The organism is Shewanella sp. UCD-KL12, assembly GCF_001957125.1.
In the GTDB taxonomy this organism is placed as follows: Bacteria; Pseudomonadota; Gammaproteobacteria; order Enterobacterales; family Shewanellaceae; genus Shewanella.
Window position 1 is genome coordinate 15,385 of sequence record NZ_MPHJ01000008.1, and the last position, 23,941, is coordinate 39,325.

Genomic DNA, 23,941 nt, shown 5'->3' on the forward strand with positions numbered 1-23,941 from the left:
GGCAAGTATAATTACATAAATATAATAGACAGAAACACTTATGTTACCTATTGCTAAATTGCCTAAGCTATCCCATGAGCAGATGCTTGAGCCAGAATACCTCGCCTTTTTATCGGCACTTCAACAGAGTAAATTTAGCGGTGACATAGATAAGCGCTACAGTGCACGCTTAGCTCAAGCCACAGATAATTCAGTTTATCAATTTCTTCCTCAGGCTGTTCTGTATCCAAGAGATCAACAAGATATTGCTATTGCACTTGAACTTGCATCACGTAAAGAGTTCGATAGTGTCGTGTTCAGTGCTAGAGGTGGTGGTACAGGTACTAATGGACAGTCGCTCACTCATGGTCTGATTTTAGACTTGTCTCGCTATCTCAATCAGGTACTCGAGATCAATGCTGAAGAGGGCTGGGTTAAAGTGCAAGCCGGTGTGGTTAAAGATGCGCTTAATGATGCGCTACGGCCTCACGGTTTCTTTTTTAGTCCAGACCTGTCTACATCTAATCGTGCGACGATGGGTGGCATGATCAACACTGACGCATCTGGTGCTGGTTCGTTAGTTTATGGTAAAACATCGGATCATGTTCTTGGTTTGTCGAGTGTGCTTTATGATGGCAGTATCTTGGATACTTTTGCCATTAAACGCGATGAACTGGACAATATCGATGCTATAACGACAAACAAGTTTGGTCAGCAGTTAATTACAGCTGTAGCTGGTATCTGTAGTCAAAACCGTGAACATATTGAGGCAAGGTTTCCAAAGCTTAACCGCTTCCTGACTGGCTATGATCTGAAAAATGTTTGGAATGAAGATCTGAGTGAATTTAACCTGTCTCGTATTCTAACAGGATCTGAAGGAACGCTTGCTGTTATCACAGAAGCAAAACTTGATATCACACCACTGCCTAGCGTTCGGATGATGGTGAATATTAAATATAACTCATTTGAATCAGCACTTAGGCATGCACCGGATCTGGTAAAAGCGAATGCGACAGTCGTTGAAACTGTCGATTCGAAAGTGCTTAACCTTGCTCAACAAGATATTATTTGGCACTCAGTGTCCGAGCTGATTAAAGATGTACCCGGCAATCAGATTGATGGACTCAACATGGTTGAGTTTGCTGGGGAGAAAGATGAGGTCGAAGCTCGGGTAGACGCACTTTGTCAGGCACTAGATACGCAATTAGAGTCTGCACCTAATGGTTTACTTGGCTATCAAGTTACCAATGATAAGCCAAGTATCAACATGATCTATGCCATGCGCAAGAAAGCTGTTGGTTTGCTTGGAGCGACAAAAGGGCGGCGCAAACCAATTGCTTTTGCTGAAGACACCGCAGTACCTCCAGAGAAGTTAGCTGATTTCATTATGGAGTTTAGGGCTTTGCTTGATGCTCATCAGCTGCAGTACGGTATGTTTGGGCATGTGGACGCTGGGGTACTACATGTTCGTCCTGCGCTGGATATGTGCGATATCAATGATGAGAAACTGCTTAAGCAAGTCTCTGATCAAGTTGCTGACTTAACGGTTAAATATGGCGGCTTGATGTGGGGAGAGCATGGTAAAGGCGTGCGGGGCGAGTACGGACCGGCAGTCTTTGGTGAGCAGCTTTTTGGCTTACTCGAAGAGATTAAGGGCTTGTTTGATCCCAATAATAAACTCAACCCTGGTAAGCTGGTGGCGCCTAGAGATAAAGGTCCATTACGCTATAATGTCGATAGCCTTAAACGAGGTGAACTCGATCGACAGATCCCCGTGAATACCCGTGATGCTTTTCCCGATGTGATGAACTGTAATGGTAATGGCTTATGTTTTAATTACAGCCACTATTCACCCATGTGCCCTTCGTTTAAGGTTACTGGTGACAGAGTTCATTCGCCAAAAGGGCGAGCAGGTTTGATGCGTGAGTGGTTACGCTTGCTCGAGAATGAAGGTGTTGATGTAGTTGAGCTTGCGAAGCAAAAGCCACTAGGTTTATTGCAACGTACTCAGAACAGCTTGAATATACACCGCGAATATGATTACTCCCAAGAGGTGATGGAGTCTCTAAAGGGCTGCTTAGCCTGTAAGGCGTGTGCTTCTCAATGCCCTGTAAAAGTTGATGTTCCAAAGTTTAGGGCACAATTTTTTAATATCTATTATCAAAGGTATCTGCGTCCTGCAAAAGATTATTTAGTTGCAGGCATTGAAGATTCGCTCCCCTTGATGGCAATAGCGCCTAGACTGACTAACCTTGTGGCACAAAACAGTGTCAGTCAGTGGGTAATAAAAAAATCATTAGGCTATGTTGATGCTCCAGCGCTTTCTGTTCCCACCCTTAAACAGAAGCTAGATGGTCATGCTTGTCGTGGTTACGATCTCGAAGCATTAGAGGCTATTGCTGAAGATGAACGTAAAAACTATGTGTTGGTTGTACAAGACCCGTTTAATAGCTTCTACGAAGCCGATACGGTTTATCATTTCATCAAGCTGATTGAAAAAATGGGACTCAAGCCTGTATTACTGCCCTATAAGCCAAACGGTAAGCCAATCCATATCAAAGGTTTCTTAGACAAGTTCGCAAAGACCGCCCAGTCATCGGCTGATTTTTTGACTAAAGTACATGCTTTGGGCATGCCTATGGTGGGTGTCGATCCGGCAATGGTACTTTGTTATCGCGATGAGTATCGGCAGGTACTTGGAGATAAGCGTGGAGATTTCGAAGTTCAATTAGCCAATGAATGGTTACTCGAAGCCATCAAATCTATGCCTGCTAGCGATAAGCAAACGGGTAAATCGTTTACCTGGTTTAGTCACTGTACGGAGTCAACAGCTAAACCTAATACAGCGAGTGAGTGGAAAATGATCTTTTCACACTTTGGCGCGACGCTAGAGACTGTGAGTCTAGGTTGCTGTGGTATGGCTGGCACGTATGGTCATGAACTCGAAAATAAACAAAATTCTCAAGCACTTTTTAGTATGTCTTGGGAAAAAACCTTAAGCAGCTTACCTCAAGAGCAAGTGCTGGTTTCAGGTTACTCTTGCCGTAGCCAAGTTAAACGCTTTGGTGGCTTTAAGCCAAGGCATCCTGTGCAGGTACTATTGACAATGCTGTAGCGACTGTCGATATTTAATAGAATTGTAATGAGTATGAAGGCTAGGTTTTCCTAGCCTTTTTCATGAGTTACATTGAGTATGAACAAAAAAGAGTGAGTAGAGGCATAAGTGGACAGTGAAAAATTTGAGCAAGCGTTCAAACAGATTAACCTTAACGCTGCGCTGTGCGTAGAAACTTGTCTGTTTTATATCGATAATGAGGGGCGCTGGTTTTATCAAGGTGAACCACTACCCACTAAGTTCGCGCGCTTATTCAGTTCGATACTGCATGGTATAGAGGGTGAGCACTTCTTGATTACGCCAGTAGAGAAGTTAAAAGTAGCGGTATCCTCCACACCTCTTTTGATAGTCGATTATCAGCAACAGAAATCTGGTCAGTTTCTGCTGACAACCAGTCTAGGGACTGAGTTCGAACTAGAAGATTTTCACAGTTTCAGTATTGAAGATGAAGGTGTCTACATGAATTTGCCAAGAGGGCTTAGCGCAAAGCTTGGTAGGGCTTGCTTCTATCGATTTGTAGAACAATATCTTACTGATCTTGACTCATACCAATGAAATGATTGTAACTAATTAATAATATAAAACTTTTATAATTAGTTATGAGTATCGCTAGTTTCTTATCTGCTTAGTGTTAGTATTAGTGTAGGTACTGATAAGTAGGAGATGCTAATTGAAACATTATGAAAGTCTTGGTTACTTGGTATCTCATCTGAATATTGATCTGCAAAATGCGTTAGATCAAAAGCTTAAAAGATACCAGCTAGATATTAAGTTATGGCCAGTTCTTTTTGCCCTTTGGCAAGAGGAGGGGGTTTCGCAAACCGAATTATCGAAACGCTGCGATGTTGCCAACTACACGATGACACGCCTACTTGATCAGTTACAGACTCAGGGGTTTATTCATCGTCATCAAGAAGCTGATAATCGCCGAGCATTTCAAATATTTCTCACTGATACCGGTAAGGCACTTGAGCAAGATCTGGTACGGGAAGCTGAAAGAGTCAATGAACACTTTCTTGAAAACTTATCGCTAGATGAACAAGCTTCTTTTGTTATCTTACTCAATAAGATTAACCGGTTCCCTCTTTAATCATTCAACCTATATTCCATCAGGCTTTATTCACATGCATAAATTTATACTGGTTACTCTCATAACTTTGATGGTTTCAGCTTGCTCTGCGAGTATTTACGATAAGAGCAGCGAGGGCACTGAGACACCGTCAAGCTTGCAACATACAGCAGCCAATATGTCTGGCGTTTATCTTGAAAGACTTGAGCTTGCTTCAGGTTATACCTTAGTGATCGCTGAGGGGGCGTTAGAGCCTAGATCGATAGGCAGTGTCACCGTAAAGATGTATAGAGATTTAGTCGTCGGAGATTTTGTTTCTGGGCTATCTTTTCCCCGTGATGGCACTGTTCTAAAATCAGTGTTGATTGGAAACTCCAGTGATAAACAGACGCTATCAATCACAACCGTTACTGCTGGTAGTGGTAATTATCAATCTACTCAGCTGATCTGTATTGATGGTGAGACATTGTCCTTATGTTAAGTGTCTTTGTGTTAAATGCTCTTGTGATAAAACCCACTGTGTTAAAACCTTTTGCGTTAACAGCCTTATGCGAGAAAATTTGCTTTGCGTCGCGACCCTATAATCGCTTAATAATGGGCCGTGCTTTCAGTGGGATAATCCTAGTTTAATAGCAGTAATATTAAACTTGCTAGGGTGGTAAAGATAACCAGATTTTGTAATAGCTTCCGGCTCTGGCTTAGGTTCTCTTTTCCCTGATTGATGCTGGTAATTAAACTATTACTTTTGTAAATGCGGCATATCATCTCTTCAGATGTAGGGTCGATAAGCAATTGAAATCGACAAGGTTTACCATCGTTTAGGTGAACTTGGTGCTCACTATTTTGACCAAAGTTAAGCTTTCTTGAGACACGTTTCCCATTAACAAAAACTTGCTCTAACCCACTCCAGTTACTGGCCTGTAGCTCTACTTCATCCTGATTCAAGTCATATTTAAATGTGACCATTTTGCTTTCCTCTGCGAGCTTTTGAGGCTCTAAGTCAAGCAGACAAATATGACAATATCCAGTTCGAAATGATTAAATTTCTGTGTCTGAATTCTATCTAGTTGCTGGCATTGGTAATTTATTTTTTGTACAAAAAAATGGGACGAAATTTAGATTTCGTCCCATTGTGTTCTAGTTTAAAAAGGCGTTGCTTGCTTTAAAAAACGAGATTATTTTGCTGCTTGAATAATCTTGCGGGCCATCTCATCGGCAACCGCTGCCGTAGTACGATTTTGTGTATCAGATTGAGTAAAGATACTCATCAAGGTATTGTAGATCTCTTCAACTTTATTGGTCGATAAAGTTGCATCGTAGTCCTTTTCAAAAGAAACATTGATGATGCCGCCAGCATTGATGACATAGTCAGGTGCGTACAGAATACCAAGCTCTTTAAGCTTCTCGCCATGGCGGGCTTCAGCCAACTGGTTGTTTGCACACCCAGCGACAATTTTAGCTTTAAGTAGTGGTATTGTAGTGTCATTAATTGTCGCACCTAGCGCACATGGCGCGTAGATATCTACATCTTGGTGGTATATATCTTGGGGAGCCACTACGATCGCGCCAAACTCATCGGCGACCTTATCTAACGAAGCTTGATGTATATCTGTGACAACGAGCTCAGCGCCTTCTTCATGAAGGTGACGGCATAGGTAGTAACCCACGTGACCAACACCTTGCACTGATATTTTGAGCCCTTTAAGGCTATCAACACCAAGCTTATGCTTCGCTGCGGCTTTAATACCTAAGTAAGTACCTAAAGCAGTAAAAGGTGACGGATCGCCACTCTTGCCTTCAAGGCCTGCCATGTAAGGCGTTTCTTGATGAGCAATCATGATGTCGCTGGTCGAGACACCAACATCTTCAGCTGAGTAATATTTACCGCCTAAACTATCAATACAGCGCCCGAAAGCGCGAAACAGTGCTTCTCTGTCTTCAGTTTTGGGATCGGCAATAATCACCGACTTACCGCCACCCATGGTAAGACCGGCGAGGGCATTCTTATAGGTCATGCCGCGTGAAAGGCGTAGTACATCATTAAGCGCTTCATCATCTGACTCATAGTTCCACATTCTACAACCACCAACTGCCGGCCCTAGATTGGTATTATGAATAGCAATAATGGCTTTTAAGCCACTTTCTTTGTCCTGACAAAATACGATCTGCTCATGTTCGTCAAAAGAGATATGATTGAATACAGCCACGTACAGTTCTCCGCTGTGGAATTTAAACACCAGACCTACAAAAGAGTTAATCTGGCGGCTTGTTATATTTATTGCAGAACGATAGCATTTAGGGATACTCTCAACAAAGTAAAGATTGGGATTAATTGTGAGCCATGTGGCAATTTTGCTTTCCACCTTACGTTAACGTAAACCGTTTCGGCGGTATTGTGTTCATTTAATGGCTTATTTAAACCGAATCTCGACGTTTAAAATAATAAGATAGGAATCAAGTATGACGGAACAAGCAGTCGATCAAACTCAAGCGCTAACACCAGAACAGCAAGAAGAACTTAGACAAGAGTGGATCAGAGAACACTTTCAAAAGGCAAATCGCTTTTTAGGTGAAAAAGGGATTATTCCAAGTAAGGTGATTGCTGATGAAAGCCGTTATCTTGCGCCTTATGTGGCTGTCTGGAAGATGGAGTCAAAGCAACCAAAGAAGCAAACATTTTGGGTTATGTCTGGTGATTTGCCATCTGATTATGTCGATGTAAAAGTTGCTGCAACTGCGCGTGATGCCTTACGTCACTTCTCTATGATGTGGCAATTAAAAGCCGAGAACCTAGAAAAAAGTGGGGCGACTAAAGAGCCTACTCAAGCAAAATTTGCTCAGCTTTTAGTGTCTCGTGCTGAAAGTCTCTATCAGATCCATAACGATGAGAAACTATGGGGCTAAACGAGCCAAACTTTCACTGGTAGTTTAATTAACACGCATATCTTTCTCGCCGTGTTTAAAACAAGTCCGCATTGAATCGAGTTTAATAAAATGGCACCTAAGGGTGCCATTTTTATCTCTGATGATCGCGATTAGCACTATTGGAATGCCAATCAGTATATTGGGATTGAATTAAGCTAAATAGTAAAAACCTCTGTTAAGCTGTTCGAGGATAAACAGCCTAATGCTTTCATGTTGACACAAGGTGAGGGCGACTTCATTACTCAGGTTGAAGTGGCGAGCAATCTCTGCACGCTGCTGCTGACTTGCATCAAGCTCAAAGCTCTCTCCATTGATAAATAGTCTCGACTTTAGATCTCCTTCAACTTGAATGACCTTTAAGCCTCCTATTCGGCTAAGCTCTGCACCTTCCTCTAACGCAGACATTAAATCATCTACTGTGAGTTGCTGCTCAGGCTCACAAAGGTCTAACTCGAAGCGGCTTTGGCTTAGCATCTGTCCTAGCATCTGTTGGCAGGAGCCTGGCTCAGAGATTAAAGAGGCGATGAGCTCCACCATACCCGCTTGATGGGAGAGTGAGAGGTTGGCTGCAGCTACAGGCTCGCTTGTGGAGATAAAACGTTTTAAGCCAGTATTGGTATCGAGTAGTTGATCGGCCAGACTGCTCATTAACTCCTGCTGACTAGGCGCTCTAAAACCAATGGAGTAACTTAAGGCTGTGGTGATTGTCTCTCCCCTGTGTGGAAATCCTGGGGGGATGTAAAGCATATCGCCTTTCTCTAAAACCACATCAATAATAGGCTCGAAGTCATCAATTAGCGCTGTATGAGTATCACCACCACGTGGTGAATACTCACCTTTAGCACCCACCTTCCAACGACGAGTGCCTTCACCTTGCAGTAAAAATACATCATAGTTATCGATATGTGGACCGACTCCACCACCGGGTGTGGCAAATGAGACCATCAAATCATCAAAGCGCCAGTCAGGAATAAATCTAAATGCTTCCACAAGTGGTACAGAGTCTGGGAACCAATGGTTTACAGCCTGAACTAATAACTGCCAGTTATCTTCTCCATACTCATCAAAAGACTCGATAGGCCCTTGGATGATATCCCAGCCCTTACTTTGAGTCAGAATAATCCTAGATGATATCTGTTCTTCACAGGCAAGGCCTGCCAGTTCATCACCACTAATAGGATCGACGAAGTCATTAAAAGCCTTTTTAATGACTAATGGTGTTTTCTGCCAATGGTTAGATAAAAAATTGGCAGTATCAATGTTGAGTTTATACATTTTAGTTTTAGGCCATTAAAGATTTAAGTCATAAAAAAGGCGGTAAGTGTTAGCTTACCGCCTCTTATTTTACTTGTCAGTGAACTGCTATTATTTTAGTTCATCAACGAAGGCTTCGGCGCGGCCAATGTAGTTTGCCGGCGTCATCTTCTTAAGTTCTACTTTAACTTCAGCTGGCAGTTCTAAACCGTCGATGAAAACAGCAAGCTGCTCGCCATCGATACGCTTACCACGTGTGAGCTCTTTAAGCTTCTCATATGGCTTTTCAATACCATAACGACGCATTACTGTTTGCACAGGCTCAGCCAATACTTCCCAGTTCTTATCAAGTTCTGCACGAAGTTGCTCTTCGTTAACTTCAAGCTTACTGATCCCTTTTAGTGTGGCCTGGTATGCGATTAACGCATGAGCCATACCTACACCTAAGTTACGTAGTACTGTTGAATCAGTAAGGTCACGCTGCCAGCGAGAAACAGGCAGTTTAGCGGCTAAGTGCTGCATTAGCGCATTGGCAATGCCTAAGTTACCTTCCGAGTTTTCAAAATCGATAGGGTTAACTTTATGTGGCATAGTAGAAGAACCGATCTCACCTGCAATGGTTCTCTGCTTGAAGTGGCCTAATGCAATATAACCCCAGATATCACGATCGAAATCGATCAAGATAGTGTTGAAACGCGCAACAGCATCAAATAGCTCAGCGATGTAATCGTGAGGCTCAATTTGAGTTGTGTAAGGGTTCCAGTTAAGGCCAAGGCTAGTCACAAAACGCTCAGACAGTGTATGCCAATCAACTTCAGGGTAGGCTGAAAGGTGAGCATTGTAGTTACCTACTGCACCATTTATCTTACCCATAACTTCAACGGCTACGATCTGCTTAAGTTGGCGCTCTAAACGAACTGCAACGTTAGCCATCTCTTTACCTAATGTAGAAGGTGAGGCTGGTTGACCGTGTGTGCGTGACATTAAAGGTACAGAGCGATTATCTGTCGCTAAGGTTTTAATCGCTGTGATGATCTTTTCACAATAAGGTACAAGTACCTGATCGCGTGCTTCGCTGAGCATAAGACCATGAGACAAGTTGTTGATATCTTCTGAAGTACATGCAAAGTGCACAAATTCATCGATAGCGACTAACTCAGCATTATCAGCAATCTGTTCTTTTATGAAGTACTCAACCGCTTTTACATCATGGTTAGTCGTTGCTTCAATTGCCTTTACACGTAGTGCATCTTCTTCACTAAAGTTATCTTTAATTTGGTCCAGAAGGGCTAATGCCGTCTCGCTGAACGGTGGAACTTCAACAATTTCTGGACAGCTAGAAAGCAGCTTTAGCCAGTTTATTTCGACTTGAACACGATACTTGGTCAGGCCGTACTCGCTGAAAATCCCTCTTAATGAGGCGGTTTTACTACCATAACGACCGTCTACGGGAGAGATAGCAGTTAGTGCGGAAAGTTCCATTAGAAGCTCCTTAATGAACTTGTCTGATTATAGGGTGAGGCTTTTATTAGCTATATCAACTATTGTTTTTCTGGCGAAGACAAGGTGTCTACGCTTGCCTCCTAATTGGCGCCATAGTACTGCACTGCGCATTGCGGCGAGTAATAGGGCACGGACTTTCTCTTGAACCTGGGACTGTTTCAGGCATTCAGGATTGCCTGAGATTTGAATCTTTGGGCCTAATGTACTGATGATATCGCTATAGATACCCGCAAAGTTGGCAATAACCTGTTCATCTGTGATTGAGAAATGGTGTAACTGACGATGAACTTGATTGATACGCTCGGCTAAAATACCCATGGCGTTGCCACGGGATAGCTTACGCTCAAGGGCGAGCACACCCACTAAATATCGAGTTATCTCTACGTCTTTCTCTTTGCCATCACCGAGTTGATTGATGACCAGTTGGTAACCTTTTTTGAGGGCGACTTTGTCAGCATAGACCTCAGAGGTAGAGTCGGGATTGGTGACTAAGATTGTATTTAAGCTAGCCGCTAAACTATCAGTATCAGCACTTCCATGTCTGGCGATGTATTGTACTTGTGCGATAGCCTGCAAGATCCCTGCAAATGCCATTGTGCGTTCAATGAGTTGCTCGTTCACGATCTATTCTCTGATTAGTGAGTCAATAATACCGCCGCCTAAACAGACTTCAGCATCATAAAAAACGGCAGATTGCCCAGGTGTTACAGCGGCAACAGGTTCATCAAAAAGTACCTTGATTCTGTCATCAGCTTCATAAACTAAACGGCATTTCACATCGTGTTGACGGTAACGGGTTTTGACAGTAAGTGATGCGCCATCTACAGGCCCTTTTCTATCAACCCAATGCAATTGATCTGCATAGAAACCAACTGACATTAGGCGAGGGTGAGTACCACCTTGACCAACTACCAGCACATTTCTATCCATCTCTTTGTCAACAACATACCAAGGGTCGTCATTGCTATTTTTCATGCCGCCAATGCCCAAACCCTTACGTTGACCTAAGGTGTGATACATTAAGCCTTGGTGTTTACCAATGACTTCACCTTCAGCGGTTTCGATATTACCAGGCTGAGCGGGCAGGAAAGTACTGAGGAAATCAGTAAACTTGCGCTCACCAATAAAGCAGATCCCTGTGCTGTCTTTTTTATCATGGGTAACTAAGCCCATCTCTTTGGCTATTTCTCTAACTTCACTTTTTTCAAGCTCACCCACAGGGAAGAGTGAACGGGAAATTTGTTCATGACTTAATGTGTAGAGAAAATAGCTTTGGTCTTTATTACCGTCGACACCACGTAGCATCTGGCTCTGGCCAGATGCGTCGCTGCGGCGTACGTAATGACCCATCGCGATGTAATCTGCATCAAGGATCTCATCGGCAAACTCGAGAAACGCCTTAAATTTGATCTCTTTATTACAGATGATATCGGGGTTAGGCGTTCTGCCTGCTTTATATTCAGCTAAGAAATATTCGAAAACATTGTCCCAATATTCAGCAGCAAAATTGACGGTATGAAGTTTAATACCTAATTTGTCGCACACAGCTTGCGCATCTTTAAGATCTGTCGCAGCTGCGCAGTATTCATCGGTGTCATCTTCTTCCCAGTTTTTCATGAAAAGACCTTCGACTTGGTAACCCTGCTTTTGCAGTAGGTAGGCCGAAACAGATGAATCAACACCGCCGGACATGCCGACAATGACTTTTTTATTAGTAATAGCAGTGGGTTCGATTGATGCCATAGTTCCTAAAAACCGTTGAATGTGTACTTATGTAGTTGATTTTGAATGCTATAAATTCCGACTCATTACTAAGTTTTGTGTTAGTAAATAAGCTCAGAGCAATATACAAAACAAGCTACTTTTTCGGGGGCGTATTCTATCATGCATTATGGTCTGGGGCTAACGTGAGATATTCATCATTTAGCAGTTCTAGCGGATAGTGAGTTTTACTCAGGAAATCATCTATGCAGGAGAGGACCAATGGACTTCTAAGATTGGCTGTCCGTGATTTGATCTCTTCATAGTTTAGCCAGTGTGTGTCTTTAATCACTGGATCGAAAGGTGTCGCTTTTTCACACGAGCTTAAGCTGACATGGAAGGTAAACCTCAAAAAGCTTAAAGTATCACTAGCTGTATACTGGTAAATACCCGTTAACCCTTGCGGGGTTATCGATAATCCAGTCTCCTCCAATACTTCACGCTGACACGCCTCAAGAATACTTTCACCTTGCTCTAAGTGACCTGCTGGTTGATTAAATCTTTGCAGACCTTCAATGCATTCTTCAACGATTAGATATTTACCATGGGATTCTATAATACACGCCACGGTGACATTGGGTTTATATCGTTCAGTCATTTAATCACCTATAAAAAGTAAGCTGAGGCTAATTAGCGTTTATTTGCCATGTCTACGATACGATATTGGCCGTTTTCTATGTTATCTAGGCTCCATTGACCTATTTTATAACGAATTAATCTCAGCGTGGGAAACCCTATGTGTGCTGTCATCCGTCTAACCTGACGATTTCGTCCTTCACAGATCTGAATTTCTAGCCAAGTCGTCGGAATGTTTTGACGTTCACGAATTGCTGGTACTCGCTCCCAGACCTGTGGCTCTTCGATAATTGAGACTTTAGCGGGCAATGTCATGCCATCTTTTAACTCAACACCTGAGCGCAATGCTTGCAGTTCCTGCTCATCGGGCGCACCCTCAACTTGTACCCAGTAGGTTTTAAATGTTTTCTTTTTAGGCTCTGTAATGCTTGATTGCAATTTACCATCATTGGTTAGCAATAGTAGGCCTTCACTGTCTCTATCCAGCCTTCCTGCAGCGTAGACATCCTTAACGTTTATAAAGTCCTTTAATGTTTTACGGCCCTGGTCATCGGTAAATTGACATAAGACATCGAAAGGTTTGTTAAATAGGACGATGATAGGATCGTTTACGACAGGCTTAGCACGTGTGGGTTTGCGTTGACCGTGGTGATTAGAATTTTGTTTATGCCTTTTGCTAATGCCCACTTTTTTTCTACGTGCAGAGGGTTTATCTGTTGCACGACTTGTGGTGGTGCTTTTTGACTGTTTTGTACGAGAAATATTATCACTCACTCTGGCTATCTTCTGGCATAGTATGATTTATTCTCGCATTGTACTCGGCATTCGCCATTAGTGGAATTTGAAAATTGTCAGGAATGTTTTATGATGTTCGCCAATAAAACGTGATCCATAGCAAAATGTTACTATGTTTTGAGAAGTTCAGCGCGGGTAGTAATGCGTTAAAAAGGTGGATGTCTTGCAACTGCAAGAGATAGCCTTAATTTCAAGTTGACCTGAAATAACCACTACTATCTGATGTTTATTAAGCCTGCCTGACGTTAGACAGTGGCAGAGTGGAAACCTATACAAAAAAACTGTAAGTAATACGAAACAGTATAAGAAATAATTCAAATTATCTTAAATTCTTTATTTTACAATAATGTAGGACGGAAAATGACCGACAATTCATCAACAATTATTTATACTGAAACAGATGAAGCCCCCGCTTTAGCGACTTTATCTTTGCTACCTATCATTCAGACATTTACTAAAGCCGCAGGCATAAATGTTGAGACTCGAGATATCTCTCTTTCTGGTCGTATCATCGCAATCTTTCCTGAAAAGTTAACTGAAGCTCAAAAGATTTCAGATGCACTTGCTGAGCTAGGTGTATTAGCGGGTAAACCTGAAGCTAACATTATCAAGCTGCCTAATATCAGTGCTTCAATTCCACAGTTGAAAGCCTGTATTTTAGAGCTACAACAGAAAGGTTATGACATCCCATCATATCCAGATGAGCCAGCTAATAGTGTTGAAGAAGATATTAAATCACGCTACGACAAGATTAAAGGCAGCGCCGTTAACCCAGTACTTCGTGAAGGTAACTCAGACCGTCGAGCGCCTAGTTCGGTAAAGAAGTATGCGCAAAAGAACCCTCACTCAATGGGCGCTTGGTCGAAGGATTCTAAAACTCATGTCGCTCATATGAGCGAAGGTGATTTTTATGGCAGTGAGCAATCAGTCACAGTGGCTGATGAGACTGCTGTCAGTATCGTACTGACAACGAAAGATGGGGCTACTCAAGAGCTCAAAGCTGCTTTCCCGCTAAAAGCTGGTGAAGTGATAGATGCGGCAGTATTAAGTAAACAGTCTCTGATTGAGTTTTTTGAGCGTGAAACTCAAGATGCTAAAGAGCAAGATATACTCCTATCTTTGCACCTTAAAGCAACCATGATGAAAGTGTCAGATCCGATTCTTTTTGGTCATGCCGTTAAGGTTTACTATAAAGAGTTATTTGCAAAGCACAGTGCATTATTCGAAGAGCTAGGCGTTGATGTTAACAATGGTTTAGGTGATGTTTATACTAAAATCAATCAACTACCCGCTGCGCAAAAAGCTGAGATTGAAGCAGATATCGCTGCTATTTATCAATCTCGTCCAGAACTTGCCATGGTTGACTCGGATAAAGGTATCACTAACTTACACGTACCAAGTGATGTGATTATCGATGCGTCTATGCCTGCTGCAATCCGTACATCAGGCATGATGTGGGGCCCTGATGGTCAGCCTAAAGATACTAAAGCAATGATCCCAGATCGTTGTTATGCAGGCGTATACCAGGAGACAATTAGTTTCTGTAAAGAGAACGGTGCATTTAACCCAACAACTATGGGTAGTGTCCCTAATGTTGGCTTAATGGCGCAAAAAGCTGAAGAGTACGGCAGTCACGATAAGACATTTGAAATTTCTGCTGCAGGTACAGTGAATGTCATCGATGCTGCGGGTAAGGTACTGCTTTCTCATGAGGTTGAAGCGGGTGATATCTGGAGAATGTGTCAAGTTAAAGATGCACCGATCCGCGATTGGGTGAAACTTGCTGTTAACCGTTCACGTCTATCTAATACGCCTGCCGTTTTCTGGTTGGATGAGAGCCGAGCTCATGATGCTGAGATCATTAAGAAGGTTAACCAGTACCTTCCTGAGCATGATACTGATGGCTTAGAACTGCGCATTCTGTCACCTATTGAGGCTACTCGCTTTACTCTACAACGAACAAAGGATGGTCTAAATACTATCTCTGTAACGGGTAACGTATTACGTGATTATTTGACCGATCTTTTCCCAATTCTTGAGCTTGGTACCAGTGCTAAAATGCTCTCTATTGTGCCATTGATGAACGGTGGTGGTCTGTTCGAAACTGGCGCAGGCGGAAGTGCACCTAAGCATGTACAACAAGTGGAGAAAGAGGGACATCTTCGTTGGGATTCACTGGGTGAGTTCTTAGCGTTAGCCGCTTCTCTTGAGCACTTAAGTCAGACTCGCAATAACAGCAAAGCACAAGTCTTAGCTGACACCCTTGATGCTGCGATTGGTCAGTTCTTAGATCAGAATAAGTCACCTTCACGCCGTGTTGGACAACTTGATAACCGTGGCAGTCACTTCTACCTTGCTATGTACTGGGCTCAAGCGGTTGCCAGTCAGAATGATGATGCTGAGCTTAAAGCAAGTTTTTCACAGCTGGCAGAAGCATTAACTAGCAATGAAGCTAAGATTGTTGATGAGCTAAACTCTGCTCAAGGTAATGCGGCTGATTTAGGGGGTTATTACCGTCTAGATGCTGTTAAAGCATCAGCAGAGATGCGTCCAAGCGTTACTTTGAATGCACTGTTTGCATAAGAGAGTATCTAGCTAGCCTAATCGATATTAGGTTAGCTTTTCGCGACGTGTTTGATGCGATGACTTAAGCTGAAAAACAAAAATAAAAAAGGCAGGGAACCCCTGCCTTTTTTGATCGTCACCACTAAATCTAGTTAGTTGGTGAAATTGCCGACGCGTGCATACCTTTTGGACCTGCTTCTACTTCAAATTGAACTGGTTGGCCTGCTTTTAGAGTTCGATAGCCTTCCATTTCAATGGTAGAATAGTGTGCAAAAACATCTTCACCGCCAGCATCAGGGCAAATAAACCCGAATCCTTTGGCGTTGTTGAACCATTTAACAGTTCCGTTTGCCATACTTCCACTTCCTTCTGTTGTTTACTTACCAGTAAGATAGTAAAACTAAATAAACGGGAAAATTCACCGCTTGTTGAACAGAATGAAAGCAGTTTGGTGTGAAGTCAAGTGTAATTTAACAAAAAGTCAACAAACTGGTAAAAAGTTGTATCAATTAATGTGATAGGTATGCGATGTTGGTAGTGCTAACATCAATTTCTGTGATTGATTGGTACAAGCCATGACAAGAGGCTAATATTGAAACATGGGTAAAGTAGGAAATGTAGAGCACGTAGAAGAACGTGTAGAATCAGAGTTGATGCCGCCACCAATGTACAAGGTGATACTCAATAATGATGATTATACGCCGATGGATTTTGTGATAGAGATCCTGCAACTCTTTTTTAAGAAAAATGAACAAGAAGCCACAGATATCATGTTGGCAATTCATCACCAAGGTAAAGGAATATGCGGTATTTTTCCTTTTGGAATCGCAGAAACTAAGGTTGCGCAAGTAAATCAATTTGCAAGACAAAACGAACATCCGTTACTGTGTTCATTAGAGAAAGCCTGAATCAGTTTTTTTATGTTGTACTTTTTAGGGGGTGCTTATGCTCAACAAAGATCTCGAAGTCACCTTAAACCTGGCTTTTCAGCAAGCCAGAGATGCTCGTCATGAATATATGACAGTAGAACACTTATTGCTGGCGCTTATAGATAACCCTGCTGCACAAGAAGCCTTAGTCGCTTGTGGCTCAAATTTGGATAAGCTCAGGGAGGAAGTATCTAGCTTCATTCAACAAACCACACCCATTATTGCCGATCCTGAAGATGATAGAGAGACACAGCCTACATTAGGTTTTCAACGTGTGCTTCAAAGGGCGGTTTTTCATGTGCAATCCTCAGGTAGAAATGAGGTTACCGGTGCTAACGTTTTAGTCGCTATTTTCAGTGAGCAAGAATCTCAAGCCGTATATTTATTAAGAAATGCAGAAGTGACTCGTCTTGATGTGGTCAACTTTATCTCTCATGGCGTTTCTAAAGCTGATGGTGAGATTAGCCCTAATCAAGATCGGATTGAAGATCATACTGAAGTTGAAGAGGAGAAGAGTAAACTCTCACAATTTGCAGACAATCTTAATGAACGAGCTCAGCAAGGTAACATTGACCCCTTAATTGGACGCAGTGAAGAGATTGAGCGTTCGATTCAAATCCTCTGTAGAAGAAGAAAGAACAATCCCTTGTTAGTGGGGGAGGCTGGTGTGGGTAAAACTGCAATAGCCGAAGGTTTAGCTTACCGAATCGTCAACGATGAAGTGCCAGAGGTGATGGAAAATGTCACGGTTTACTCTCTTGATTTAGGTGCGCTTCTCGCGGGAACTAAATACCGTGGAGATTTTGAAAAGCGATTTAAAAGTTTACTTAAAGAGCTAGAGTCCGATGAGAAAGCGATTTTGTTTATCGACGAAATTCATACCATCATTGGCGCGGGTGCAGCCTCTGGTGGGGTGATGGATGCTTCCAATCTACTTAAGCCACTTTTGTCTGGCGGTAAACTAAGATGCATGGGATCGACGACTTTCCAGGAATATCAAAGTATTTTTGAGAAAGACAGGGCATTGGCTCGTCGATTCCAAAAAGTAGATATTAATGAACCGTCAGTTGCAGAAACAACAAAAATACTCCGTGGTTTAAAGTCCAAATATGAGGAACACCATGGCGTTCGCTATACACAAGCTGCGCTGAGTATTGCTGCTAAGCTATCAGATAAGCACATCAATGACAGACACCTTCCGGATAAAGCCATTGATGTTATCGATGAAGCTGGTGCACGCATGGCGATGCAACCTGCTAGCAAAAGAAAGAAGACGATTGGGCAACCTGAGATTGAGTCCATCATCGCTAAAATTGCTAGGATCCCTGAGAAGTCGGTATCGGCGACTGACAAGGATATGCTGAAGAACCTAGAGCGTAACCTCAAGATGGTTGTATTTGGCCAAAATAATGCGATAGAGAGCCTTAGCTCGGCAATTAGGCTATCCCGTAGTGGACTAAGTGGCGAAGAAAAACCTGTAGGTAGTTTCCTGTTTGCAGGACCAACGGGTGTCGGTAAAACGGAAGTCACGAGTCAGTTGGCGAAAGGTCTAGGGCTTAACCTAGTGCGTTTCGATATGTCGGAATATATGGAAAGCCACACGGTTTCACGTCTTATCGGTGCACCTCCTGGTTATGTTGGTTACGACCAAGGCGGTTTATTAACCGATGCTGTGATCAAAAATCCACATTGTGTCGTGTTGCTCGATGAGATTGAGAAAGCGCACCCTGATGTCTATAACTTGTTATTACAAGTGATGGATCACGGTACCTTAACCGATAACAATGGTAGGAAGGCTGATTTTAGACATGTTACGCTGGTGATGACCACTAATGCTGGCGTACAGGAGACGGTGCGTAAGTCTATTGGTTTCAAGCAGCAAGACCATAGCCTTGATGCGCTCTCTGAGATCAATAAGGTGTTTTCACCTGAGTTCAGAAACAGGCTAGATGAGATTATCTGGTTTAATCATTTAGACATGACTGTGATAGCGAAAGTTGTCGATAAGTTCCTTGTTGAACTTCAAGCTCAGTTAGATGACAAAGGCGTGACCTTACATGTCAGCGATGAAGCGAGAACCTTGCTGGCTGAAAAGGGCTATGACAAATCTATGGGCGCAAGGCCAATGGCACGGGTTGTGACTGAGCTGATTAAACGTCCACTTGCTGATCAGATTTTGTTTGGTGAGCTTGAGAAAGGTGGCGAAGCGCATGTTGATGTTGATAATAGAGAGATTGTTATTACGACAGAAAGCTTAGCCAAAGTGACCTCCTAATCGTAAGCTTTGAAATTTAGGCAAACAAAAGGGCTGCATAGTGCAGCCCTTTTTTATATGACTTCAAATAAAAAACCGGCTAAGCCGGTTTCTCAAATTCAAATAAAGCTAACTTAGCGTGAACGGAAGACGATGCGACCTTTGCTCAAATCGTAAGGGGTCAGCTGAACTGTCACTTTATCACCCGTTAAGATACGGATGTAGTTTTTACGCATTTTGCCTGAGATGTGTGCGATCACAACGTGACCGTTCTCTAGCTCGACACGAAACATTGTGTTCGGCAAGGTTTCAAGGATCGTGCCTTGCATCTCAATGTTGTCTTCTTTCGCCATTAATCAGTTATCCTGTTAGCCTTCAAATATTAAAAACGGGCGTATCATGCCGTAAATTCAGCGTGCTGTAAAGAGCAGGCATGCTTATCGGACAAAATAGCTCGTTATCTGTTCAAACTAGACGTTACAAGTAATATTTTATTTCTCATCAGGTGTTTGCAGCCAGCCTTGAGCCGTTAAGATCTGATAAGGAGTATAGTCTGTTTTATAGTTCATCTTGCTAGATTCCTCAATTTGATAACCTAGATAGACAAACTCTTTTTGCATCATTTTCGCCAGACGGCATTGAATTAAGATGAGCAGAGAGCCAAGGGAGCGTTTATGCTCCTCAGGTGCAAAAAAACTATAAATAGCCGATAAGCTATTTGGAAGTATATCAGTGACTGCAACCCCCACAAGCTTGTCATCTTTCCAAAGCTCTATAAACACAGGGTCAAGCCAACCCGAGCCGATAAAGTGTTGGTATTGCTCTTTAGAGGCTGGATACATAGGGCCATCACTGTGCCTTTGATTTATATATTGTTCATAAAGTTGGTAGTGATACTCAGCCTGCTTATCAACAATTTTCCATATCAAGTCTTTATTATTCTTAAGGGTTCTTTTTTGCCTTCTCGATGGCGTGAATAGTTGTGATGGCAGACGGATAGGCTGGCAAGCATTACATTGCGGGCATTGCGGCTTATAAATGGTGCCGCCACTGCGCCTAAACCCAAGGGATAACAGTTGTTCAAAAAGAGCGATATCAACACGCTCCTCTTGCAGTACCAACAACTGCTCCATTTGTGAATCCAAGTAACTACATGGAAATGCTTTTGTCACTCCAACAGAGACTTGCTGAGATTTAGAGCTCAATGTAGACCTCTGCGGGTAACCAAGTATCGACAGCGACTGGCTTGTCTCTAAAACGTTTTAGTAGATTAATGAAATCTTTCCTTTTTAATGCTGTAGCGCCTAAAGATACCAGGTGTGGGTTTATCACTTGCGCATCGACTAACTTAAAACCATTTTTACGTAGATGTTGATGTAAGACTAACATTGCCGCTTTTGACGCATTTGTTTGTCGATGGAACATAGACTCACCACAAAAAACTTGCCCGATTGCAACGCCATACAGTCCACCTATGAGGTCACCATTTTCCCAGACCTCCACCGAATGAACTTCCCCTTGAGTGTGTAAGGTTTGGTATGCATGCTGAATATCACTGGTTATCCAAGTACCATCTTGGTTTAGCCTTGGCTGAGCACAGCCTTTAATCACCTCATCAAACGCTCTGTTAATAGAGTAAGTCCAGTTCTGTTTTTTTAAAAACTTGCTGAGACTCCGGCTGACCTTCATGCTACCAGGAACAAAAACTGCCCGAGGATCGGGTGACCACCATAAAATAGGGTCATCGACATTAAACCAAGGAAAGATCCCCTCATAGTATGCATTGAGTAAGCGGGTGGGCTGTAGATCGCCACCAATCGCTAATAGACCATTAGGGTCATTGAGTGCCAGCTCAGGCTCTGGAAATTGCTCTAGCTGGTGATTTAAATAAGACAGTGAGTTCACAATTGAGTAAGATTATCTTTAGTAGGCCTTATTATAATTTAGCGGAAAATTGTCTATGTTGAAACCCAGTATTAATCACTTATTGATCTTGTTGATGACATTTTTTATCACAGCGCCTGTGGCGTCTGGTTATCAAAGAGACCAAGCTGTACCTGTTGAGAAGGTGGTTTACGGCGATATTGAATCTATTAGGAATATCACAGAGAAACAGCTCGTAGAAGACAGGAACCTTGGCTGGAAAACTTTTGGAGGTGCGCTAATCGGTGGCGTAATTGGCCATCAGTTTGGTGGGGGAAGTGGCCAAGACGTGGCGACTGTTTTAGGGGCCATAGTGGGGGCCGGTGTCGGCAATCGTTATGGGGATAGCACCCATTATCAGGAGTTAAAGTTGGTTGAATTAATGATCAATCAAGAAGATGGTCAACAAGTAATGATTTTACAAGACCTGGATCCTGGAATGGTATTTGCGGTTGGAGATGAAGTTAGAGTCGTTTATCTTCAAGGGCGAGTCAGAGTTGATCGCGCAATGTAACGATTGATCTTCGTTAAATGTACAACGAGCAAATACAAAAAAGGAGCCAGAAGGCTCCTTTTTACTATTTGATTAACATCGAAATTAGAAACCGCGAGGTAACTGTCCTTTACCTGCTAATTTCTCACGCCACAACTCTTTTGGTGTTTTTCCACCTTTGCTGTTTGACGAAGTTGTTTTCTTTGTTGCAGCTTTTTTAGGTGCAGCTTTAGGCTTAGCCGTTTTTGCTACAGGCTTAGCTTTCGTTTCAACGGCTTTAGGAGCAGCTTCACCGCCATCAAACTCGGCAAGCATAGTTTCTAATTCGCTAAAGCGTAAAGATTTACCGCCATCGATTTTGTACCAGCTTCCTTTCTGCTCAATAGTGACTTCTGTACCTTGCTTTTTAGCGAGGGCAGACTCTAGAGTGCTGATAACCTCTTCTTTGGTCAGTTTTGACATAGTAACAACCTATTTATTTTTTAATGTTTACTTGAAGGTTTGCACTAATTTTATAGGTTAAAGCACTAAAAAGTCCAATTTTCACTGAAAAAGGGCCAATATTGATGCTTTTTGCAGCTTTTATTCATATATCCTGTAATTAACTTGATTTTAATCAAGTTAATTACAAAGTCGAGACGTCTTGGATTCAGAGAATTTGTGTTGAAAACTGTGCTGTAATTAATTGATAGGTTAAACTTAATCTTCATTATTCAAAGGGAACATCAATGACACGTTCTGAGTTAGAAAAGTACCTTGCAGATTTTTTGCAGATCTCATCATTTAAAGATTATGCTCCGAACGGTTTGCAGGTCGAAGGTAAAACTGAGATTAGAAAAATCGTCACTGGGGTGACGGCTTGCCAGGGTCTTATAGACAAGGCCATTGAGCTTAATGCTGATGCGATTTTGGTACATCATGGTTTCTTCTGGAAAGGGGAGAGTGAAGTGATAACTGGCATGAAGCAGAGAAGGATTAAAGGCCTACTTACCCATGATATCAATCTATTTGGCTATCACCTGCCATTGGATGCGCACCCCATGTTAGGTAACAACGCTGAGCTAGGTCGTAAGTTAGACATTTCCGACGCTGAACCTGTAGAAGGGGTTGCTCAAGGGTTAATTTGGCAAGGTCGATTTGATACACCCATTCTGGCCAGTGAGTTTTCTGAGCGTTTGCTAACAGTGCTTAATCGGCAGCCACTGCATATAGGCGCTGAGGATGAGTTCATACAGAGTGTTGCTTGGTGTACGGGTGGTGCTCAGGACTATATCGATAATGCAGCCTCTTTGGGCGTAGATGCCTTTATCAGTGGAGAGGTGTCTGAACGAACTTATCACAGTGCGATAGAGCTTGGGGTAAATTATTATGCCGCTGGGCATCATGCGACTGAAAGGTATGGTATACAGGCGTTAGGTGAGCACCTAGCAAGAGAGTTTGGTATTGAACATCATTATGTTGATATCAATAACCCTGTGTAGTGCATTTATCAGTAGGCTTCTACTTTTCTGATTGGTCGTTAAATTCTTTTGCCAGTGAGTCTATGACTCACTGGCAACTATCCAATACCGATTGGTATCATTCTGCCGTTTTTTGCTTATTACTTTGCTTTAGTGTTTTGGCGTGCTGCTTAAAGATGTTATGCCAAAAGTTAGCACCTAATTTGGCTATTACTCGAGATTCACCATTGAGTAGCATCGCCATACCGACCTGTAACCGTGGGGAGTAAGCGACCTCTGCGACGTAACCCGCTACCCAGCCCGCGTGATAGATAAGCTCCTCACCTTCAAAGTCATAAACGCGCCAACCTTTACCATAGTGGGCATTTTGTAAATGAGTTTTCCATTCTCGGCGACGTAACTCTTTACTTGTTCGTACACCTGGCTGCTTTATTTCCGCTAATAATTGTGGGCTAAGTACCTTAGGGTTATGACCAAGGTTAGCAATTAACCATTTGGACAGATCAGTAATACTGGCATTAACTCCAGCAGCTGGCTCAACTTGGTAGTAGTTTGACTTTACTTTTACTTGCTTAAAGCCTGAACGGGTTTTTATATGCGGGCTGGCTCTATTGTCTGTCGCTAAAAAGTTGTCGATACCGATAGAGGCCGTTTGCATATTAAGAGGTTGAAAAATCCGCTTTTCCACTAAGTTTGCGTAGCTATCACCGGTTTGTTGCTCAATGACGGGTTGAATAAAAGAGAACGCGATATTTTGATAGCTGTAGCACTTTCCTGGTGTGCACATAGGCGTTAGCTTAGAGAACTTTGGAATAATTTTGCTGAGTTTTCCATTGGCGTTAAGGATATTGTCATAGCTATTGGGCATCAAACCTGTGCTTTGGCCTATGATATGCCCCAAATTTATCTGTTGGCTGGCCACTGGATCTGCAAGAGTAAAGTCTGGCATATACTTTTGCAGCGGCTCATTCCAATTAAATTTATCCTCCTGCACTAACATAGTAGCGAGTGTCCCTGCGAAGGTTTTAGATACAGAGGCGAGTCGAAAAACCGTGTGGCTATTAATATTAAGGCTATCGCCTTTGCCTCTCTTACCAAAAGCGCTCATTTTCAATACTTTATCGTTCTCAACAATGACAAAAGCACCGCCGGGAACCTTGTTCTTTTTAAGTTGAGCGTGAAACTGAGATTTAAAATTGTCGCTTACAGCTTGGTAATCAGATTGTGCATGGCTTGAAATTGAAAAAAACAGGCTTACAAGGGGGAGGGTAAGCAGTGGAAGAGACCGATTGAACATGATGGAAAATACCCCAAAAAATAATAATCAAAAAGAGTGACGA

24 protein-coding genes are annotated in these 23,941 nt (G+C 42.5%); 10 read left to right on the top strand and 14 right to left on the bottom strand.

Going from position 1 to position 23,941, the window contains the following annotated elements; translation table 11 throughout:
- The first annotated feature begins 40 nt into the window (after nucleotides 1–40).
- From BM736_RS14775 to BM736_RS14790, 4 genes are all read left to right on the top strand, one after another.
- The gene (locus tag BM736_RS14775) at nucleotides 41–3,094 is read left to right on the top strand and encodes an FAD-binding and (Fe-S)-binding domain-containing protein (protein WP_076413562.1); all 3,054 of its coding nucleotides are present in this window, start codon (nucleotides 41–43) and stop codon (nucleotides 3,092–3,094) included.
- A 108-nt stretch (nucleotides 3,095–3,202) separates the two neighbouring features.
- Nucleotides 3,203–3,649 (top strand): DUF1285 domain-containing protein, encoded by a 447-nt coding sequence (locus BM736_RS14780; RefSeq protein ID WP_076413564.1) that lies wholly within the window; start codon nucleotides 3,203–3,205, stop codon nucleotides 3,647–3,649.
- A gap of 115 nt (nucleotides 3,650–3,764) precedes the next feature.
- Entirely contained in the window at nucleotides 3,765–4,184 is a 420-nt protein-coding gene (locus BM736_RS14785) for a MarR family winged helix-turn-helix transcriptional regulator (protein ID WP_076413566.1), read from the top strand.
- 34 nt (nucleotides 4,185–4,218) lie between these two features.
- Nucleotides 4,219–4,644, top strand: coding sequence for a PliI family lysozyme inhibitor of I-type lysozyme (locus BM736_RS14790; RefSeq protein WP_076413567.1), 426 nt, complete (start codon nucleotides 4,219–4,221; stop codon nucleotides 4,642–4,644).
- A 140-nt stretch (nucleotides 4,645–4,784) separates the two neighbouring features.
- Here the strand turns inward: BM736_RS14790 and BM736_RS14795 are convergent, their stop codons facing one another.
- On the bottom strand, nucleotides 4,785–5,129 hold the full coding sequence (locus BM736_RS14795; protein WP_076413568.1) for a hypothetical protein: 345 nt from the start codon (nucleotides 5,127–5,129) through the stop codon (nucleotides 4,785–4,787).
- Between the two features lie 209 nt (nucleotides 5,130–5,338).
- Nucleotides 5,339–6,370, bottom strand: coding sequence for a Glu/Leu/Phe/Val dehydrogenase (locus BM736_RS14800; protein WP_076413569.1), 1,032 nt, complete (start codon nucleotides 6,368–6,370; stop codon nucleotides 5,339–5,341).
- Nucleotides 6,371–6,623: 253 nt separating this feature from the next.
- Here BM736_RS14800 and BM736_RS14805 point away from each other — a divergent pair, with 253 nt between their 5' ends.
- Nucleotides 6,624–7,067, top strand: coding sequence for a DUF4826 family protein (locus BM736_RS14805; protein ID WP_076413571.1), 444 nt, complete (start codon nucleotides 6,624–6,626; stop codon nucleotides 7,065–7,067).
- A 171-nt stretch (nucleotides 7,068–7,238) separates the two neighbouring features.
- Here the strand turns inward: BM736_RS14805 and BM736_RS14810 are convergent, their stop codons facing one another.
- The 6 genes from BM736_RS14810 to BM736_RS14835 all read right to left on the bottom strand — a co-directional run bounded on the left by BM736_RS14810 (nucleotide 7,239) and on the right by BM736_RS14835 (nucleotide 12,956).
- Nucleotides 7,239–8,363, bottom strand: coding sequence for a cupin domain-containing protein (locus BM736_RS14810; RefSeq protein ID WP_076413572.1), 1,125 nt, complete (start codon nucleotides 8,361–8,363; stop codon nucleotides 7,239–7,241).
- A gap of 90 nt (nucleotides 8,364–8,453) precedes the next feature.
- Nucleotides 8,454–9,824 (bottom strand): adenylosuccinate lyase, encoded by a 1,371-nt coding sequence (purB, locus tag BM736_RS14815; protein WP_076413573.1) that lies wholly within the window; start codon nucleotides 9,822–9,824, stop codon nucleotides 8,454–8,456.
- A gap of 27 nt (nucleotides 9,825–9,851) precedes the next feature.
- A complete protein-coding gene (gene hflD / locus BM736_RS14820; RefSeq protein WP_076413574.1) occupies nucleotides 9,852–10,466 on the bottom strand; it encodes a high frequency lysogenization protein HflD in 615 nt (204 codons plus the stop codon).
- A gap of 3 nt (nucleotides 10,467–10,469) precedes the next feature.
- Nucleotides 10,470–11,588: a tRNA 2-thiouridine(34) synthase MnmA gene (gene mnmA / locus BM736_RS14825; RefSeq protein WP_076413575.1), complete on the bottom strand. Its 1,119-nt coding sequence runs from the start codon at nucleotides 11,586–11,588 to the stop codon at nucleotides 10,470–10,472.
- Nucleotides 11,589–11,727: 139 nt separating this feature from the next.
- Nucleotides 11,728–12,204 (bottom strand): NUDIX hydrolase, encoded by a 477-nt coding sequence (locus tag BM736_RS14830; RefSeq protein WP_076413577.1) that lies wholly within the window; start codon nucleotides 12,202–12,204, stop codon nucleotides 11,728–11,730.
- A gap of 32 nt (nucleotides 12,205–12,236) precedes the next feature.
- Nucleotides 12,237–12,956, bottom strand: a complete 720-nt coding sequence (locus BM736_RS14835; RefSeq protein ID WP_076413579.1) for a pseudouridine synthase — start codon at nucleotides 12,954–12,956, stop codon at nucleotides 12,237–12,239.
- A 381-nt stretch (nucleotides 12,957–13,337) separates the two neighbouring features.
- Between BM736_RS14835 and BM736_RS14840 the strand changes: the two genes are divergently transcribed.
- On the top strand, nucleotides 13,338–15,560 hold the full coding sequence (locus BM736_RS14840) for an NADP-dependent isocitrate dehydrogenase (protein ID WP_076413581.1): 2,223 nt from the start codon (nucleotides 13,338–13,340) through the stop codon (nucleotides 15,558–15,560).
- Between the two features lie 130 nt (nucleotides 15,561–15,690).
- Here BM736_RS14840 and cspD read toward each other — a convergent pair whose 3' ends face one another.
- Nucleotides 15,691–15,897 (bottom strand): cold shock domain-containing protein CspD, encoded by a 207-nt coding sequence (gene cspD / locus BM736_RS14845; RefSeq protein ID WP_076413583.1) that lies wholly within the window; start codon nucleotides 15,895–15,897, stop codon nucleotides 15,691–15,693.
- Between the two features lie 244 nt (nucleotides 15,898–16,141).
- On the opposite strand from cspD, the gene clpS reads away from it, so the two are divergent.
- Nucleotides 16,142–16,450, top strand: a complete 309-nt coding sequence (clpS, locus tag BM736_RS14850) for an ATP-dependent Clp protease adapter ClpS (protein WP_076413585.1) — start codon at nucleotides 16,142–16,144, stop codon at nucleotides 16,448–16,450.
- Between the two features lie 37 nt (nucleotides 16,451–16,487).
- Nucleotides 16,488–18,746, top strand: a complete 2,259-nt coding sequence (gene clpA, locus BM736_RS14855; protein ID WP_076413587.1) for an ATP-dependent Clp protease ATP-binding subunit ClpA — start codon at nucleotides 16,488–16,490, stop codon at nucleotides 18,744–18,746.
- Between the two features lie 113 nt (nucleotides 18,747–18,859).
- Here clpA and infA read toward each other — a convergent pair whose 3' ends face one another.
- The 3 genes from infA to aat all read right to left on the bottom strand — a co-directional run bounded on the left by infA (nucleotide 18,860) and on the right by aat (nucleotide 20,630).
- Nucleotides 18,860–19,078 (bottom strand): translation initiation factor IF-1, encoded by a 219-nt coding sequence (gene infA, locus BM736_RS14860; protein WP_011865366.1) that lies wholly within the window; start codon nucleotides 19,076–19,078, stop codon nucleotides 18,860–18,862.
- A 138-nt stretch (nucleotides 19,079–19,216) separates the two neighbouring features.
- Nucleotides 19,217–19,930, bottom strand: coding sequence for an arginyltransferase (locus tag BM736_RS14865; RefSeq protein ID WP_076413589.1), 714 nt, complete (start codon nucleotides 19,928–19,930; stop codon nucleotides 19,217–19,219).
- Nucleotides 19,920–20,630, bottom strand: a complete 711-nt coding sequence (gene aat, locus BM736_RS14870; RefSeq protein WP_076413591.1) for a leucyl/phenylalanyl-tRNA--protein transferase — start codon at nucleotides 20,628–20,630, stop codon at nucleotides 19,920–19,922. The genes BM736_RS14865 and aat overlap by 11 nt, the downstream gene beginning before the upstream one ends.
- Nucleotides 20,631–20,685: 55 nt before the next feature.
- Here aat and BM736_RS14875 point away from each other — a divergent pair, with 55 nt between their 5' ends.
- Complete coding sequence (locus BM736_RS14875; RefSeq protein ID WP_076413592.1) at nucleotides 20,686–21,162, top strand: glycine zipper 2TM domain-containing protein; 477 nt, start codon at nucleotides 20,686–20,688, stop codon at nucleotides 21,160–21,162.
- An 84-nt stretch (nucleotides 21,163–21,246) separates the two neighbouring features.
- Here BM736_RS14875 and BM736_RS14880 read toward each other — a convergent pair whose 3' ends face one another.
- Nucleotides 21,247–21,603, bottom strand: a complete 357-nt coding sequence (locus BM736_RS14880; protein WP_076413594.1) for a hypothetical protein — start codon at nucleotides 21,601–21,603, stop codon at nucleotides 21,247–21,249.
- 266 nt (nucleotides 21,604–21,869) lie between these two features.
- Here BM736_RS14880 and BM736_RS14885 point away from each other — a divergent pair, with 266 nt between their 5' ends.
- Nucleotides 21,870–22,622, top strand: coding sequence for a Nif3-like dinuclear metal center hexameric protein (locus BM736_RS14885; protein WP_076413596.1), 753 nt, complete (start codon nucleotides 21,870–21,872; stop codon nucleotides 22,620–22,622).
- A 97-nt stretch (nucleotides 22,623–22,719) separates the two neighbouring features.
- Here BM736_RS14885 and BM736_RS14890 read toward each other — a convergent pair whose 3' ends face one another.
- Nucleotides 22,720–23,898 (bottom strand): serine hydrolase, encoded by a 1,179-nt coding sequence (locus BM736_RS14890; protein WP_076413598.1) that lies wholly within the window; start codon nucleotides 23,896–23,898, stop codon nucleotides 22,720–22,722.
- Nucleotides 23,899–23,941 lie beyond the last annotated feature (43 nt).